At 36.6% G+C, this 18117-nt stretch carries 12 protein-coding genes; 6 read left to right on the top strand and 6 right to left on the bottom strand.

Features of this window, described 5'->3' with window-relative positions; genetic code table 11:
- Positions 1-123: 123 nt before the first annotated feature.
- A complete protein-coding gene (locus J3U50_RS06190) occupies positions 124-1236 on the bottom strand; it encodes a GH25 family lysozyme (RefSeq protein ID WP_301945831.1) in 1113 nt (370 codons plus the stop codon).
- Between the two features lie 219 nt (positions 1237-1455).
- Here J3U50_RS06190 and J3U50_RS06185 point away from each other — a divergent pair, with 219 nt between their 5' ends.
- Entirely contained in the window at positions 1456-3369 is a 1914-nt protein-coding gene (locus J3U50_RS06185) for an ATP-binding cassette domain-containing protein (protein WP_301945830.1), read from the top strand.
- 56 nt (positions 3370-3425) lie between these two features.
- Here the strand turns inward: J3U50_RS06185 and J3U50_RS06180 are convergent, their stop codons facing one another.
- Positions 3426-3980, bottom strand: a complete 555-nt coding sequence (locus J3U50_RS06180) for a TetR/AcrR family transcriptional regulator (protein ID WP_301945829.1) — start codon at positions 3978-3980, stop codon at positions 3426-3428.
- 402 nt (positions 3981-4382) lie between these two features.
- Here J3U50_RS06180 and J3U50_RS06175 point away from each other — a divergent pair, with 402 nt between their 5' ends.
- The 5 genes from J3U50_RS06175 (at position 4383) to J3U50_RS06155 (ending at position 8634) form a co-directional block, all read left to right on the top strand.
- Positions 4383-5249, top strand: coding sequence for a mechanosensitive ion channel family protein (locus tag J3U50_RS06175; RefSeq protein WP_054608555.1), 867 nt, complete (start codon positions 4383-4385; stop codon positions 5247-5249).
- 65 nt (positions 5250-5314) lie between these two features.
- Entirely contained in the window at positions 5315-6187 is an 873-nt protein-coding gene (locus J3U50_RS06170) for a mechanosensitive ion channel family protein (protein ID WP_301945828.1), read from the top strand.
- 160 nt (positions 6188-6347) lie between these two features.
- A complete protein-coding gene (locus J3U50_RS06165) occupies positions 6348-7049 on the top strand; it encodes an amino acid ABC transporter permease (RefSeq protein ID WP_301945827.1) in 702 nt (233 codons plus the stop codon).
- 14 nt (positions 7050-7063) lie between these two features.
- Positions 7064-7807, top strand: coding sequence for an amino acid ABC transporter ATP-binding protein (locus tag J3U50_RS06160; RefSeq protein WP_054608557.1), 744 nt, complete (start codon positions 7064-7066; stop codon positions 7805-7807).
- 14 nt (positions 7808-7821) lie between these two features.
- On the top strand, positions 7822-8634 hold the full coding sequence (locus tag J3U50_RS06155) for a transporter substrate-binding domain-containing protein (RefSeq protein ID WP_054608558.1): 813 nt from the start codon (positions 7822-7824) through the stop codon (positions 8632-8634).
- Positions 8635-8738: 104 nt separating this feature from the next.
- Here the strand turns inward: J3U50_RS06155 and J3U50_RS06150 are convergent, their stop codons facing one another.
- From J3U50_RS06150 to J3U50_RS06135, 4 genes are all read right to left on the bottom strand, one after another.
- Entirely contained in the window at positions 8739-11255 is a 2517-nt protein-coding gene (locus tag J3U50_RS06150; protein WP_301945826.1) for an LPXTG cell wall anchor domain-containing protein, read from the bottom strand.
- Positions 11256-11475: 220 nt separating this feature from the next.
- Positions 11476-14739: an LPXTG cell wall anchor domain-containing protein gene (locus tag J3U50_RS06145; RefSeq protein WP_301945825.1), complete on the bottom strand. Its 3264-nt coding sequence runs from the start codon at positions 14737-14739 to the stop codon at positions 11476-11478.
- Positions 14740-15112: 373 nt separating this feature from the next.
- Positions 15113-17062: a DUF1542 domain-containing protein gene (locus tag J3U50_RS06140; RefSeq protein ID WP_301945824.1), complete on the bottom strand. Its 1950-nt coding sequence runs from the start codon at positions 17060-17062 to the stop codon at positions 15113-15115.
- 145 nt (positions 17063-17207) lie between these two features.
- Positions 17208-18089: a LysR substrate-binding domain-containing protein gene (locus J3U50_RS06135; protein ID WP_301945823.1), complete on the bottom strand. Its 882-nt coding sequence runs from the start codon at positions 18087-18089 to the stop codon at positions 17208-17210.
- Between the last annotated feature and the right edge of the window lie 28 nt (positions 18090-18117).

Raw genomic sequence — 18117 nt, 5'->3', positions numbered from 1 at the left:
CCATATTTTTATTCATAATTATCTATAATTCCACATAATAAAAAGACTTAGCCCTTTGACTAGGTTTTTTTATTTGTTTTCAGATCAAAAAAGGCGATAGTCTAATGACTATCGCCTTTTTCTTTATGCTACATGTTTCTTATGATGTTTCTTCTTGTGGTGAACCTTTTTAACATGCTTTTTCTTGTGGTGTTTCTTAACTGACTTTTTTACATGTTTCTTTTTGTGATGAGTCACCTTTTTAACATGTTTTTTTGCTTTTTTAACATGTCTCTTTGCTTTTTTAGCAGTTGTCTTCTTAGCAGTTGCTTTTTTGGCATTTGCCTTCTTAGTAGTTTCTTTCTTGGCATCTGCCTTCTTAACAGTTGTTTTTTTGGCAGTTTCATTCTTGACGTCTGTCTTCTTAACTGTTGCTTTCTTAGCAGCTAGGTTAACAACTTTAGCAGTCTTGTCATTTGATGTGGCGGCAGGTTTCACTTCAGTGTTACCTTGCTTGTTTTCCACCTTTTGACCCTTGTTAGCGTCATTGTTAGCTACTTTCTTAGCGACTGTACCTAAGAACCAAGATTTTTGTTCACGTAACTTACTTGCATCTACCTTTTTGTGTAATGCAGATGAGTAGTGACGATCAGTGTATTGCCATAATACGTGGGCAATTGATGGTTCATTCTTAGTGTATGAAGCTAACCAGTATCCATCATACTTACTTAATGCTTGAGAAGCATATGTCTTCATGAAACTTAAGTATGAGTAGAATAGAATCTTTTTAGATCCAACAAGTGGACGTAAAGTGTTTACCCATTTTGCAGTCGCAGCGTTTGAATGACGACGACTGATTGAAGCAACTTCAAAATCGTTTACATAAAATTTAGCATTTGGTGCTCTGTGGTATAAGTCACGAGCTTCTCTTGCAGCAGCTGCTGATGAATTATATCTACTAAATGAATACACACCGTATGGTACTTTGTACTTATCTAATAGCGCTTTGTTGTGTTTGAATGTTTTATCACTGTAACTTGATCCGTATTGAACTCTAAGAATTGCGAATGGAACTTCTTTGCTTAAGTTCTTTGCCTTCTTATTAGTTAGACGCCCTTGCCATTCTGACAAGTCATATACGGTTTTACTACTTGCACTTGCATTTGTATTAAAGCTTCCAATTGCTCCAACCCCCGTTGTTAAAGCAAGAGAAGCGACCATTGTCATCAATATTGATTTAAAACTGAACTTAATCAATATACTCACTCCTATTTCTCTAAATGAATCTTTGATTTGCATTATAGACGCCTAATGTTGCAGGAATGATATAGTAATATTACAAAATGTGACAAATTTTAATTTTACTGCAATTTTTCTCTCAAAATGCAACACTTTCTTTCATTTTGATGATTGTTTTGCATACATTTCCGCATATAATAGTCATTACAAATTAAATAACAACAAGGAGTGAAAATAATGTCATTCTTAGAATTAAAAAATATTCAAAAATCATACTACCTAGGCAAAGACGAATTCAAAGTCTTAAAAGGAATTGATTTATCATTCGAAAAAGGCGAAATGGTATCAATCCTTGGGGAATCCGGTGGTGGTAAATCAACATTAATGAACATCATTGGTGGATTGGACAGTAAATACGAAGGTGACGTTTTACTAAACGGCAGTTCATTAAAACATGATACTGACAAACAACTAGATGAATACCGTCGTAAGACAATCGGTTTTATCTTCCAAAGCTTCAATCTAATTAGTCACTTAACTATTTTAGATAACGTATTAGTTCCACTTGAAATGACTACCCTTTCAAAGAAGGAACAAGTAGCCCGCGCCAAAGAATTACTTGCTAAGGTCGGTCTAAGTGATCACATCAACAAGTACCCTAACCAATTATCTGGTGGTCAAAAACAACGTGTTTCAATCGCCCGTGCTTTAGCTGGTGACCCAGAAATGCTAATCGCCGATGAACCAACTGGTGCTTTGGACCCTGAAAACACAACTGAAATCCTACAAATCTTGGATAACATTGCTAAGGAAGGAAAACTAGTCCTAACTGTTACCCACTCTCAAAAGGTTGCTGATTACGGTACTCGTATCGTTCACATGACTGACGGTCGTATCGATGAAGACAGAACTCTTCGTGATAAGTACTCAGAAAGTGACGAACCAGCACTAGAATCAAAATCACTATCATTAAAATCAATCGTTAAAATGACTTGGGATAACATCAAGTACAACTCCAAACGTAACTTACTAATTATCTTTGGTGGATTGATCGGTATCTTCTCAGTTGTATTCATGCTAGGACTTGGAAACGGTGTTCGAGGATACATTAACCATGAAATTTACTCTCAAGTAAATCCAAACAGTGTTCAAGTTTCCCATAAAAACACTAACGATCATTCCTCATTTAAGGATGCTGACGTTAACCGTTTAGAAAACATAAAGGGTGTTAAATCCGTTGAAAAAGCTTACGCATCAACTGGTATTCAAATGAAGGATGGCAACAAGACTGCCCAATCTTCATACATGACTACTAGTTTAGCTACTATTAATGAAGACAATATCAAACACGGTACAACTCCTAAGGATGGCGAAATCCTAATTAACACTACCGCTGCTAAGGCATTAAACAAGAAGAACCCTAACTCAATGGTAGGAAAAGAAATTCAAGTTTCATTCACTGCCATGAAGAACGGTACCCCATACCCAGTAACTAAGAAATTAAAGATTTCTGGTATCATCGACTCACAAAGCCCACTTACTATCATTAACTACGCTACTGTTAAAGAAGCTCTAGCCGACAACGGCATCAAGATTGAACCAAACTTCTTAAACGTAAACATCAAGGGTGGCGTAAACAACGTCAACCCTGTTCAAAACAGAATCAAGGCCATCGAAGTTAATGGTAAGAAAGCATACAGCATTCAAGGTGCTGGTGCGATTGTATCAACTCTAAACACTTACATTAACCTTGCTGTATACGTATTAGCTGCCATTGCTGGTATTTCACTATTAGTATCAGCAATCATGATTATCGTTGTCCTATACATTAGTGTTGCTGAAAGAACTAAGGAAATTGGTATTCTACGTGCCCTAGGTGCTACTAAGGGTAACATCAGAATGCTATTCGTCAGCCAAGCACTATTCCTAGGAATCTTCTCATCAGTAGCAGCTGTCGTTATTTCATACCTAATTCAATTAGGAATTAACTCAGCGGTACATGGTATGATTGATTACTCAATTATCCAAATCTCAGTTGGTAACGCCATCTTCGGTATCGTTGTTGCCGTTATCATCAACCTACTAGCTTCAATTCTTCCTTCAAACAAGGGTGCTAAACTAGATCCAATCGAAAGTTTAAGCGCTGAATAGCTAGTAATTATCCTTCCCCATAAAAAAACACGCTATGAAATTCATAGCGTGTTTTTTTAGTATTGTCGATGCATTAAGAAATCATAGACGTAGTCCTTATCGTACTCATCAAAATGATGAACCCAAAAGGCTACTATCCCTAATGCTGTCGATGAATTATAAGCGGCGAATAGTTTGCGCTTCTTTTCATCCATTGAATCAGTGAAAACCTCAGTAGTTGAATCAACTAATTCGTTAAAAAAGACAATCAATTTCATCGTAAATTGAATATCACCTTTTCCACTTAGTAATAATTCTAAGATTTGTTGATTATCCTCGATAACTGTTAAAAATTGATAAACGAATTTTCCTGCTGCTGTATCAATATATTTCACATTGCTATTCTTTAAATCAACGTTTGCTTCCCTAATATCATTAATAACGCGATCTTCTATTTTCTCAATCAAATCTGGTTTATCAATATAGTGACGATAAAATGTACTTCTATTAATGTTTGCGGTCTTGATGATATCACTCACCGTTACATCAGCAATCCCCTTGTTTTTTGCGACTTTGATTAACGCGCCCTCAATTTTATCCCTGGTAAGTTGGCGCTTGTGTTCGTATTTCACTTTTAATTCCTCCATAAGGTTATTGTTCACTTAAATATGTATGGTTGGTGTTATGATTAACTTATTAAATAGAAAAGAGATGCATAATATGTATAAATTTGGTCTAATGAGTGGACTCATCGTCTTCTTGATAGCTGTATTGACTGTTATCACACTCGTATTTGTTATCGGTCGCAAGGTCTATTTGCACAGAACAATCAAAAACAACATAGTATTTTTAATCTTAGCTTTAGTGGTCAGCATCGCCACATACGATATGGATAAATCGTTCATTAATTTTATTCTAACACCGATGTAAGCCGCAATAGGTTAACATTTTCTTAAGTTAGACGGTTTAACTGTCATCTTAATAATTCTGATGTTACGATATTATATGTGATAATTGTTTAAGGAGTGAACTATATGCTAAAGGTTGCAACCAACCCTAGTTTCATAGCCAGATATTTTCAAAGTTTTAATTGGGACGAGATCCTACATAATTTAACAAATATTGTAATCGATATCGTATTGATTTCAATCTTTTTCTTAATCTTAAAGGGAATTGGTAAAAAAATCATTAACCATCTATTTAAGAACTACGCTAAAAGAGAACGTGGTATTCCTGAAAACAGATTGAAGACTCTACACTCATTATCAGTTAACTCATACATGTACATCCTAGTATTCTTCTGGATTTACTCTGTGCTAACTTTTATCGGTGTACCAATCGGAACACTACTTGCTGGTGCTGGTCTATTCTCAGTTGCCATTGGTTTAGGGGCCCAAGGATTAGCCAGTGATATCATCAATGGGTTCTTCATTCTATTTGAAAAACAAATTAGCATTGGAGACTACGTTACCATTGGTGATGTGACCGGTACAGTATCTGAAATTGGTCTTAGAACCACTAAGATTAGAAGTAACAACGATGCTTTAAACTTCATCCCTAACAGATATATTACTAACATCTGTAACATGTCTAAGGAACGCATGAAGGCAGATATTGACATCCGCGTTAACCCAGATACCCCTATCACTGAAGTTATTAACATTATGAAAGACATTAATGCTAAGAACATTCCAAGTACCGAAGGAATCATTGGTGATCCAGATATCCTAGGTACTGTTGATATGGGTGATGGAACCATTGCCGTAAAGGAATTCATCCCAACTACGGATGAAGCAAGATTTGATGTTCAATTCAAATTCTTACAACTATACCTTGAAGCCATTACCGCAGCTGGTATTAAGTTACCAAACAACAAGGTAATCGCCGATATTTCAAAATAGAGTTTCAACGCCCGTTTTGGGGCGTTTTTTACTATCATATATAAATACGAAAGGAAGTCATTATTATGTTTAGTTTAGCTGCAAAAAATCCAAGTATTCTAAAGCAATATGTAGATAGTTTTAAATGGAGCGACATGCTTCATAATCTAACTTTTGCCGTTATTGATATTCTTTTAATTTCTATTTTCTTCCTTATTATTAAGGTTATTGGTCAAATCATCATCAATCATCTATTTGGTCGATACCTACAAAAACAAAAGAAGATTAGTCCCAAACGTGAAGGTACTTTGAAATCAATTTCATCTAACACATACAATTACATCTTAATCTTCTTCTGGTTATACTCAATTCTAAGTATCATCGGTATTCCCGTTGGTTCACTTCTAGCCGGTGCTGGTCTTGTAACCGTTGCCTTAGGTTTGGGTGCTCAAGGACTAGCAAACGACATCATCACTGGTTTCTTCATCCTATTCGAACACCAAATTGATGTCGGTGACTTCGTCGTATTAGACACCATCACAGGTACGGTATCTGAAATCGGCCTTCGTTCAACTCAAATTCGTGGTGTCGATGACTCACTTAACTTCGTCCCTAACAGATACATCACTAACATCTGTAACATGTCCAAGGATCGTCTAAAGGCTGAAATTAACATTCGTGTTAACCCTGACAGTCCAATTCAACAAATCATCGATATCGTTAAGGACGTCAACGCTAAGAACATTCCAAACACCCAAGGCATTATCGACGAACCTCAACTATTAGGAACTGTCGATTTAGGTGATGGAACCATCGCCATAAAGGAATGGATTCCATGTACCGATACCGAAAAGTTCAACGTTCAATTCAAGTTCCTACAATTATATCTTGAAGCAATTAAAGATGCTGGAATTGTCCTTCCAAACAACAAACTAATCACACCAATTCCACAAAAATAGTCATTATATAGGTATGTTTTTTAAATTTTTTATAAAACATACCTATTTTAGATTAATTTGTGTACTAATTATTTGTAACTAAATGTAAATAGTGTAAAATGGTGATTGGATTAAATTACGTATTTCCATAATTATAGTAAAAAAATAAAGGAGAAGAGATATGAGCGCATGGGATATCATTCGTGATGCGACTCCTCAATTGGTCTCGGCATGTATTGCTTACACGATTCCAATTGCAATCGTATCATTTATCATCGGTTTAACTATCGCCGTTATTACCGCTTTAGTTAAAATCTCACATCGTGGTGGCCTATTCAATATTGTAAAAGCATTCTTTTACTTCTATGTATGGCTATTCAGAAGTACACCATTATTGGTTCAATTATTCATTGTATTCTTCGGTCTTCCATACCTAAGAATCACTGGAATTCTACCAGATGGGATCAGATTAACACCAGTTGTTGCTGGTATTATCACTTTCTCATTGAACACTGGTGCTTACGCTTCAGAAACCATTCGTGGTGCCATCCTATCAATTCCAGATGGTCAATGGGAAGCTGCCTACTCATTAGGTATGACCAAACGCAAGGTACTATGGAGAATTATCTTGCCACAAGCTAGTCGTGTGTCACTACCACCTTTATCCAATGAGTTCATTGGTTTGGTTAAGGATACTTCACTAGCTGCTTCAATTACTATCGTTGAAATGTTTGAAGTCAGTCAACAAATCGCGGCTGAAAACTATCAACCACTAATTATGTACATTCTGGTAGCTGCAATCTATGCAGTCATCTGTAGTGTTCTTACAATCTTACAAAGTTACCTAGAAAAACGAGTTTCTCGTTATTCTGTAAGCAACTAGAAAGGAGTACGTTAATGATTAATTTAAAAAACGTATCTAAAACATTTGGCAAACAACATGCATTAGATAATATCTCCCTTCAATTTCCTAAGAACAAGACCTCAGTGATTGTCGGACCTTCTGGTTCCGGTAAATCAACTCTACTTAGATCTTTAAACCTTTTGGAAACACCAGAAGCTGGTGAATACGAATTCAATGATCAAAAGATTGATTTCTCAAAGAAATTAAGTTCAAAAACCATTTTAAACATTCGTAGAAAAACTAGTATGGTATTCCAAAGTTTTAACTTATTCCCTCACCTAACCGTTCTAAAGAACGTTATGGAAGGCCAAGTTCAAGTTCTAAACAAGAGTAAAGAAGAAGCCAAGGAAGTTGCCGAAAAACTTTTGGATAAGGTTGGAATGCTAGACAAAGCCGACTCATACCCAAGTCAACTATCAGGTGGACAAGCTCAACGTGTTGCGATAGCTAGATCATTAGCAATGCATCCCGAATACATCCTATTGGATGAACCAACCAGCGCCTTGGATCCTGAAATTGAACTAGAAGTTCTAAAAGTGTTATTAGATTTAGCCAAAGAAAAACAATCATTAGTTATTGTTACTCATAATCTTACTTTTGCTCAACGTGTTGCCGACAAGATTGTCTTCATTGAAGATGGTAAAGTTGGTTTCGATGGTGATACAAAAGACTTTTTTGAATCAGATGATCAAAGAATCAAAGATTTTCTTGCAGCAATGACCCTACAAAACATTTAAGGAGATTCAATATCATGAAATTTAACAAATTATTCAAGTCTCTAGCAGTTACTTTAGCCGTATTCGGTACTGGTGCTATCTTAGCCTCATGCGGTAACAGCTCAAGCTCAAAGAACTACAAGTCAGAAGTAACTAACAGTGGTAAGTTAACCATCGGTCTAGAAGGTACTTACGCACCTTACTCATACAGAAAAGATGGTAAGCTACAAGGTTTCGAAGTTGATTTAGCTAAGGATGTTGCTAAGAAGTTAGGTCTAAAAGCTAACTTTGTTGAAACTAAGTGGGACAGTTTAATTGCTGGTCTAGGTAGTAACAGATACGATGCTGTTATGAACAACATGACTGTTACTCCACAAAGAGAAAAGCTATACTCATTCTCTGACCCATACGCTTACTCATACTACACATTGATCACTAAGAGTGACAGCAAAATGATGAGCATCAAAGACATCAAGGGTATGAACATCGTTGACGGTGCTGGTACTGATAACGCCGTTGTTGCTAAGAAGTTCGGTGCTAACGTATCATCAACTCCTGACAACTCAACTGGTTACCAATTAATTCAACAAGGTCGTGCTGATGGTACTGTTAACTCAGTTCCTGCATGGAAGTACTTTGCAAAGCACAACTCAACTAAGGGTCTAAAAGAAATTGATGTTCCAACTAAGCTACAAGCTCCAGCTGAAACTTCAATTATGTTAAACAAGAACTCAAAAGCTCTAACTAAGAAGATTAACCAAGCACTAGCTGAACTACGTAAAGATGGTACTATGAAGAAACTTTCAATGAAGTACTTCGGTTCAGATATCACTACTAAGAACAACTAGTCTTTATATATACGAAAAAAGCACTCAATAATTGGGTGCTTTTTTATTTACTTAAAAGTATTAAAACAATAAAAAAGACCCTGCCAAGCGGAGTCTTTTTATTATTACTTGCGTTTTCTTCTTGATGCGAAGAAAGCTAAACCTAATGCGATTGAAATCAATGCAGTACCAACGGCAACAACGACATTTTCATGTGTTTGATCACCTGTTTGTGGTAAACGGTTTGCATCTTTATTTACAGGATTAGTATTTCCTTTATGTTCAACTAAAGGGTTAACAGCGTTATTCTTGTGGCTTTCTTCAGACTGTGTTGATGTTTCATTCTTATCAGTGTCTGGATTACCATTGTGGTTATCATGGCTTGATGAACCTGGTACAACTACATGATTTGAAGCGGAACTCCCAACACTGCTACTTTGGGCTGAGCTTTGAGCACTGCTACTTTGGGCTGAACTTTCCGCACTACTGCTGTGCGCTGAGCTTTGAGCACTGCTGCTTTGTGCTGAACTTTGAGCATCACTACTTTGGGCTGAGCTTTCCGCACTACTGCTGTGTGCTGAACTTTGAGCACTGCTGCTTTGTGCGGAGCTTTCTGCACTACTACTTTGTGCTGAGCTTTCCGCACTACTGCTGTGTGCTGAGCTTTCCGCACTACTGCTGTGTGCTGAACTTTGAGCACTGCTGCTTTGTGCGGAGCTTTCTGCACTACTACTTTGGGCTGAACTTTCCGCACTACTGCTGTGAGCTGAGCTTTGAGCACTGCTACTTTGTGATGCTTCACTTGAGGATGCTGCAGAGCTATCTGTGGCAGTCGAGCTTGAATTTGGTTGTTCAATTCGTTTCAAAAGAACATTTTTTTCAAAACTATCACCATTAGAATCTAAAGTACCAGATACAACTTTATCATTAGCATCTACCAATTCGTAACCTGACACTTCAGGTGTAGTAAATGAATAGTCTTTTTGTCCGCTAGTAACAGTCCAATCACCATTCCAGTTAGTTTTTCCATCTAATGTATTTGTAACACCTTCGTTAGTATATACTACAGAATTAGTTGCGGAATCTACACCAGAAATAGGTTGGTTAGTATCGGCATCAACATAGTTAACTTTTGCAGTTAATGTTACGTTCTTTTTAACATTTTCATACGGATTGATAACTTCAACTTCTCTTTTTACAGGAGTATCTTGTCCGTCTACTTTGTATGAGATACTGTACTTTGTTGGATTGTCTGCGTTATAAGCGATTTGTCCATTATTTGGTAGATTATCTCTATCATTTACAGTGACTTGGCTATTGTCAACTTGTGTAAAACCATCTTGGGTGGCTTGATATGCACTCACTCCATTTAATAAATCATCGTCACTAATATTGTAATTGCCTTTGTCATCTGTGTATACAATCTTATCAGGAGCAACTATCCATTTTTCATTAGTATTATTCTTACCTGGAACAATACTAATAGTTGATTGTTGCATTTGACTAGAAATAATATCACTACTACCATCAGCATGATAGTGAATCCAACCATGAATATACATATTCTTAGTTAATTGTTGATATGTTACATAAGCAACAAAATCTAATGTATCTCCATTGTATGGTGAATTAGAAACGTCAGCAAAGTATTGGTTTGCTCCACTATCGTAGGAAATATTAACACCTGGAGTATTAGTGATATCAACATATTTATCACCGTCAATAGCGTATACTCTTAAACTATTTGGATCAATATGACTATCACTAGTCCCATCACCCAGGATTAATGTATCTGCCTTGAATCCACGATCACTACCATTAAACTCTGTTAAGGCAACAAAATAAGGTAATCCATTATCATTGGTCTTAATTGGTGCATATGATGCTGAACCAGTGTTAGTACCCTTTGATACCAAATTTTCATTAGCATCTGCTAAACTATACCCATTTGGAGCATCTGGATAGGTAGGCAAACTGGGATCTTGCTTAACATTAAAAGGATAAGCACCCATTTGGAGTGGTTCCCCATTTGGAGGATTTGTGAATCCTGACTTTGCTTTAATTTCAATTGAAGATTGGGAAATTTGGCTGGTGACTCCGTTATAGGTTAATGATGTAGTAAATGGTAACTGAGTATCTGCGGGAATTTTATCGTTTGCTGTTAACGTCAAGCTAACATTTCTGCTTCCTGCATAAATATCTGTATTGGTAGTAAGAACAATGCTGCTTCCGTCTGAACTAACATCAAAAACATTCGCATTACCATTTTCAGTATAAGTTCGGTATCCAATTAGATCAGATAATTTCTTACCATCATTTAAATTAAACGATAGTTTAATTTGGGTTCCCTTAGGTATGTAGTTTCCCCATTGATTATTATTAGTTAATGACACTTGATAGGTTGCTGATTGGTTAGAATAAATACTAGTGCTTGATGAACTAGTTAAATTAGCTGATACATTAGAAGCAGGGGCAGCTGAATTGCTAGCTGCAGCATGTGCAACAACTGCTGTAGGTACAATGCTAACGCCTTGAGAAGCAACATATCCTGCTCCTAAGAAGGTAACTGTAGTCATACCAATTACGACCCAGTTTTTCTTAACTTTGTGTAAGATTTTCTTTTCTTTGAACTGTTTATTCATTATAAACCCCTCCTATAATCAATATCTGTTTATACTTTATTCTAAATTAATGATTATTAAATTTCAGTACGTGTTTTCTTAAATTTTCTTAAATTTTTTCTTAATAATTATACTTTTTTAATTTAACATCTTAATTTATCAATACTTTTTAGAATTATTCATTATAGAAGAGATATTAGAGAAAATAAAAAAGACCCCGTTTAACGGAGTCTTTTTACTATTATTTTCGTTTTCTTCTTGATGCGAAAAATACTAAACTTAGTGCCATTGCAATTAATGCCATACCAATAGCAATAAGTATGTTTTCATGGGTTTGATCACCTGTTTGAGGTAAACGGTTTTGCCCATTAGTTGAAGGTTGTCCGGCGTTGTTTCCATGAGTTGGAACTACTGGAGTAACATGATGGTCATTATATGGGTTACCAATATTGTTACCATGTCCTGGATTAGCAGAACTGGATGCAGAGCTTTGGGCTGAGCTTGCAGATGAGCTTTGAGCGCTGCTTTCAGGGGTTCCACCATTGTTTCCACCATTAGATACAGCGGAACTTGCGGCACTACTACTTTCAGCTGAACTTTTGACACTACTGTTTGCAGATGAACTTTCGGCATTGCTGCTTTCGGCGGAACTTTCCGCCTTACTGCTTACAGCTGAACTTTCCGCCTTACTGCTTACAGCTGAACTTTCCGCCTTACTGCTTTCCGCTGAGCTTTCCGCCTTACTGCTTACAGCAGAAATTTCCGCACTACTACTTACAGCTGAGCTTTCTGCCTTACTGCTTACAGCTGAGCTTTCTGCCTTACTGCTTTCCGCTGAGCTTTCAGCACTACTACTTACAGCTGAGCTTTCTGCCTTACTACTTACAGCTGAGCTTTCTGCCTTACTGCTTTCCACTGAGCTTTCCGCCTTACTGCTTTCGGCGTAACTTTCTGCACTGCTACTTACAGCTGAACTTTCCGCACTACTGCTTACAGCAGAACTTTCAGCACTACTACTTACAGCTGAGCTTTCCGCATTGCTGCTTTCGGCTGAACTTGCAGCACTGCTACTTACAGCTGAGCTTTCTGCCTCACTGCTTTGCGCTGAACTTGCAGCACTGCTACTTTCGGCGGAACTTTCGGCGCTACTGTTTTGCGCTGAACTTGCGGCACTGCTACTTTGTGATGATTCACTTGATGCAGGTTTTGGAACGTAAAGGAATGAGATTTCAGCATATGTTGGTTCGGTGTCACCAAGTGGAGCAGAAACATCCTTAGTAACAGTTGGATTGCTAACTAATGTGTAATTAGGAATTTGGGCTGCATTAGCAGTAACCGCTTTTTTATCAGGTTCATAGCTTCCCCAAGTAACTTCACCAGTTTTTTGATTCTTAATACCCGTCTTAGTGAATGTCACATAAATATGTTGGTCATATCCTGGAATGTTTACGTATGATCCGGATGGCCCACTAGTATTTGTTTTATCCTTAGCTAAAACATTAACATCTTTTACTCTTGTTTGTGTAACTGTTTCAAGTGGATCCATGTAAACGGTCTTAACAAAGTCATCCCCTAGTGGTGTTAAAGTACCAGTCATTTCACTGGTATCTTCTGGAACATAACCATCAATAGTAGGAACTGTGAACTTGTATGAAGTTTCCCCACTTGAAATCTTCCATGGGTCCCAAGTGATTGAGTTATCTCGGGTGTCCTTCAAACCACTTGAAACAAATTCAACTGAACTGCTATCAGTTTTTATTACTTTATTAGTAGTTGAATCTACATAGTTAACAGTTGCGGTTCTAGTAACTTTTTGATCAGAAATAGAAACATATGGGTTAACTAAAGTAAGTGTTGCTTGAGCTTTGGCATTGCTTGAGTCAGTAGATGTGTAAGTTAGATTTAATTGTTGTGATGCTCCTGGAGCCACCTTTATGGTTTGTCCATCGCTAACGTTTCCATCATTTGTAACATCAACTGTAGCATTATCTAACTTTTCGTATCCGCCTGGGTTACCATTAACAGTCTTGTATACATTAACGCCATCTTTTAAACTATTTGCAGAATATGCATAAGTTCCATCTGGTTGAGTGTATGCAGTTTGGTTAGGTGCAACAATCCATGAACTTCCTGTATCGCCTTTAGCAGGAATTATCTTATAAGTGTATTCACCTATTCTTTGAGAACCATTTTGATCTATATCGCTTCGATAGTAATCACCATATCCAACGACGTGATAACTACCTGATAAATCTGTATATGGTCTGTAAGCCACAAAATCAACGATGTCTTTTGTGTAAGCGGACTTAGAAAAATCTGCATAAACAGCTCCATTATTATCAATGCCAAATGAAACACCTGGCTTATCGGTAATGTCTTCAAAAGTCACACCTTCATCATGAGATGCATATAGTTTTAAATTATTTAAATCAAAGTTTTTACCATCACTAAATAAAATTCGAGTACCATAATATCCTGCTATATTCCCACGGTTGAACTCACCTGTAACTACAAAGTATGGTTTTCCATCTTTGTTAGTATATGATGGAGAATAATATGCACTACCGCCATCAGTATTAACATAATTGCCATTTGTATTACTTTGACTGTAATCTTTAACGTCGTCAGGGTAATTCTTAATAAAGTGGCTTGATAGATATCCAGGAATTCCGATATCATCAGGATTCTTCTTTTGGTCTTCTTCTTTAGTGTTTGGCAATACTGAAATTTGATTGCCATCGACATTTATATTTTGTTCACTTTCACCTGGTAATTGTAGTGATGAAGTGATATTCACATTGACTGGATCTGGGTTAGTTTCGTGTTCTTCACTATCACCATCCCAGTCATACTTAGGTCCCTTTACAACTAGTGATAAATTCATGTTAACTGTTCCTGGATAAAAGTCCTTATTAGTGGTTAATGTGATTGTGTTTCCAGAAATACTGTCATCAAAATTATTTTGACTTGAGTAATTTGAATATACAGAATATGAGAATACATCATTAAAACTAGTTTTTTCTGGAGTATTGACATTAATTTTAATTTGAGTTCCCTTTGGAATCACTCTTCCAAGGCTGTCATTGTTAGTCAATGTTAATGAATAGTTAATGGATGCATCTTTCTTAACATTAGTAGTTTGAGAGCCTAGATTACTGATGGTAGCATTTACAGAGCTTTGCGGAGCTGAGTAATCACCTGATTTACTTGCTTCGATGCTTGTAGATTGACTAGCATTACTTGGTTGTGCTGACTCACTACTTTGTTGAACAGCAGAACTGTCGTTGCTTTTATCTGAAGTTGAATTGGTTGTGCTTGATGATGATTGTTTATCACTTGTACTAGTGGTTTCATCCGCGTGCGCAACAACTCCAGTTGGTAATGCGCTTGATGTTTGAGATACCACAAATCCGGTACCCAATAAAGCTACTGAGCTCATACCAATTACGACCCAGTTCTTTTTGACTTTATGTAATATCTTTTTTGATTTTACTTCCTTATTCATAACATCCGCTCCTTTTATCTAAATCTCATAGTGTATTTTAGGTTAAAAAGATTGTGAAAACAGCATTTATAAGTTTAAGTTTGCTATGATAAATTTAAAAATTTCATTGGAATATTTAAGTCATTTGAATATTTTTTCAAACTTTTTATAACGCATATATAAAAACACCTATCTCAATAAGAGATAGGTGTTTTTATTTTTATACATCTTGGTTTTATATTAGAAACTATCTAACTATGTGACTAGTATTAAACTTGCATCATCTACTAAAACTTTGTGATAAACCAAAGTAGATTTTTTGTCTAAAAAATTCACAATTTAGCAGTTGTTTTTAATTTTCCATAATTAGAAAAAAATTCAATTATATAAATCCTTAATGCTTACGTCTTCTTCTTGATGCAACAAATGCTAAACCTAAAGCCAAAGCAATCAGAATTGTACCAACAGCAACTAACACATTTTCATGTGTTTGATCACCGGTTTGTGGTAAACGTTTTGCATCTTTGTTGTTTGCTAATGAATTTGAAGCATTACTTTCGTGATGTCGGGTTTCATGAGTTGAAGCAGATGAGCTTGCTGCTTTACTGCTTTCGGCTGAACTTTGTGCACTGCTGTTTTCTGCGGAACTTTGCGCTGAGCTTGCTGCCTTGCTGCTTTCAGCTGAACTTTGTGCACTGCTGTGTTCTGTGGAACTTTGTGCTGAGCTTGCTGCACTGCTGTGTTCTGCAGAACTTTGTGCTGAACTTTGTGCTGAACTTTCTGCTTTACTGCTTTCAGCGGAACTCTGTGCACTGCTACTTGCAGATGAACTTTGTGTGCTACTATTTTCTGCTGAACTTTGTGCCGAACTTTCAGCCTTGCTGCTTTCAGCTGAACTTTGTGCGCTACTGTTTTCTGTTGAGCTTTGCGCTGAACTTTCCGCATTGCTGCTTTCAGCTGAACTTTGTGCGCTACTGTTTTCTGTTGAGCTTTGCGCTGAACTTTCCGCCTTGCTGCTTTCAGCAGAACTTTGTGCACTACTGTTTTCTGCGGAACTTTGCGCTGAGCTTTCTGCCTTGCTGCTTTCAGCTGAACTTTGTGCGCTACTGTTTTCTGTTGAACTTTGCGCGGAGCTTTCTGCCTTGCTGCTTTCAGCTGAACTTTGTGTTGAGCTTTGTTCACTGCTACTTGCAGATGAACTTTGTGCGCTACTACTTTCTGGGTTTAATTGTGAACCAGGAACATATTGATTCTCAATCGATTTTTTCCCATCTTCTTGAGCTTTAGTTACTCCATCAGAAGTAGTTTGTTGTTGAACATTATCATATGCTTTTTGCAACTCATCAGAAACCTTTTGGTTTTGATCATTTTTTTGTTCGTTTGTTAATTTATCATCATTATTAATTTTATTTGTTGTGTCAGTTGCTGTGTTCTTAAGTTGATCCATTGCTGATTGTTGGGATAAATAAATTGGATCAGCTGAATAAGAAAAGCTATCTAATTGGACTTGTTGTAAGTTGTGACTCAATCCTGTAGCAGCACTAATTACTAGCACCATATTTTGACTGTTACCATCATACGTTTTTGTCCATGTTTGGTTATCATAAGTGACAGTAAATTGCTTAGTTGATGCATTGTAAGAAAAGTCAAACGGTAATAGTTGAGCGTCCTTATTTAAAATACTGGATTTATCTTGAATGAATTGTACTGATGATTCGTTCTTTAGTTGTTCTGAGTTACCACTACCGTCGGTGTAGGTAAATGCTCCAAACGGTGCATCACCTTGACCATCAAGTTTTGCATTATCACCATTTGGCAATGGATCGTCGCCATGATTATAAAAAGTATCAAGTTTAAATCCAACAGCATTCGGAATTCCCCACATACCAACAGATGCTCCTGAACTAATAGCGGTTTTAACAGAGTTTGGATGCAAGAAGATTGCTAGACCATCGGCTCCACCTTCTATATCAGTCTTATCCCCAAGATAAATTGAACCCTTAAGGTCAAAACTTCTATTCATTGAAATTTTATTTTTTAGCGAAACACCACCACTTTGAGAAACATTATCAGTTGTAAGTGTAATAACACCATTTTCTTGATTGTATGAAGCATTATTTAAAGTGTCAAAATAGTTATTAAAATTATTCTTATCAATATTGATATTCACAGGACCTTGGTTGTCCAAGGTGTCAGCATGAACGACAACATTTGAAGATACGATGTTGGTATCTTGTAATGTAGTATATCCTGCACCTAATAATGATACTGTCGCCATTCCAATAACGACCCAGTTCTTTTTAACTTTATGCAAAATCTTTTTTTCTTTAGTTTCTTTGTTCATTATGGTCTCCTCCATCTTTTCTATTAATGTTAATTTTAGATGAAAAACGGCGTCATTGCAGTATATATAACATTAAGAATATCTAAAGATTTTTAAGAAAAAATATACAAAAAAGTCCTAAGATTAAACTTAGGACTTTTTATAGTTATCTTTTAAGAGAATCTCTAATAACATCCAAGACTTCCTTTTGAAAGTCATTGAAGTAATGTGATTTTAGGTAAACCAGGTTGGTAACAAACATTGGCATATCTTCGTCTAAGAATTCTAATTTCACTACCCCATCTGGAACCTGAACTAATGAGTTAAAAAATCCGACACCAACGTTGTTGGAAATCAGACTCATGATGTTGTTGGTTTCATTTGATCTGAAAATCACGTTTGGATGAAATGAATTGCGCTTAGCTAATTGATTAAACGATTCGTTTTGGGTAAATCCTTGTTTAAATAGTACAAAGTCTTCCTTGGCTAGGTCAGCAAAATGAATCTTCCCTTCATTAGCTAATGGATGGTCCTTTGAAACGTATGCACAGAATGGAATTCTTTCGATTTCTTCTGTTTCGATGTCTGGATCTTCCAATGGGTTGTTAGAACCTAGCAATGCTAAATCTAATTCCCCATTCTTCAAGGCCGACTTGGTCGTTTCCGATCCATATTCGTAAGTAATAATGCTGTTTAATAATTTTCTTTCCTTTAAATGTTGAGCAATTGATGGAAAGTATCTCGTTTCAATAATTGGTGGTAGCCCGATTGAAACTTTTTTGGCCTTCAAGTTGGCGATATTGCGCTTAGCAACGTCAAAATGACGAATGATTGCGCGAGCGTGGTTCAACAATTGTTTTCCACTATCGGTTACAATGAGTTCGCCATGGGTACGATGTCTAATAATCAACTTAGCGTCCATCTCTTTTTCCAATCGTTGCAGAGCGAAAGTAATGGTAGGTTGACTTACCTTAAATTCTTCAGCAACTTTCGAAAAAACTTTTAATTCCGTTAAGCTTATAAAATATTCTAGGTCTCTGGTGTTCATAAAAAACGCCTCCCAGCGTTGATATAAA

The organism is Lactobacillus sp. B3795, from assembly GCF_026535805.1.
Taxonomy (GTDB): Bacteria; Bacillota; Bacilli; order Lactobacillales; family Lactobacillaceae; genus Apilactobacillus; species Apilactobacillus kunkeei_C.
The sequence above is the reverse complement of the archived record's forward strand: the minus strand, read 5'-3'. Positions and strand labels throughout refer to the sequence as shown.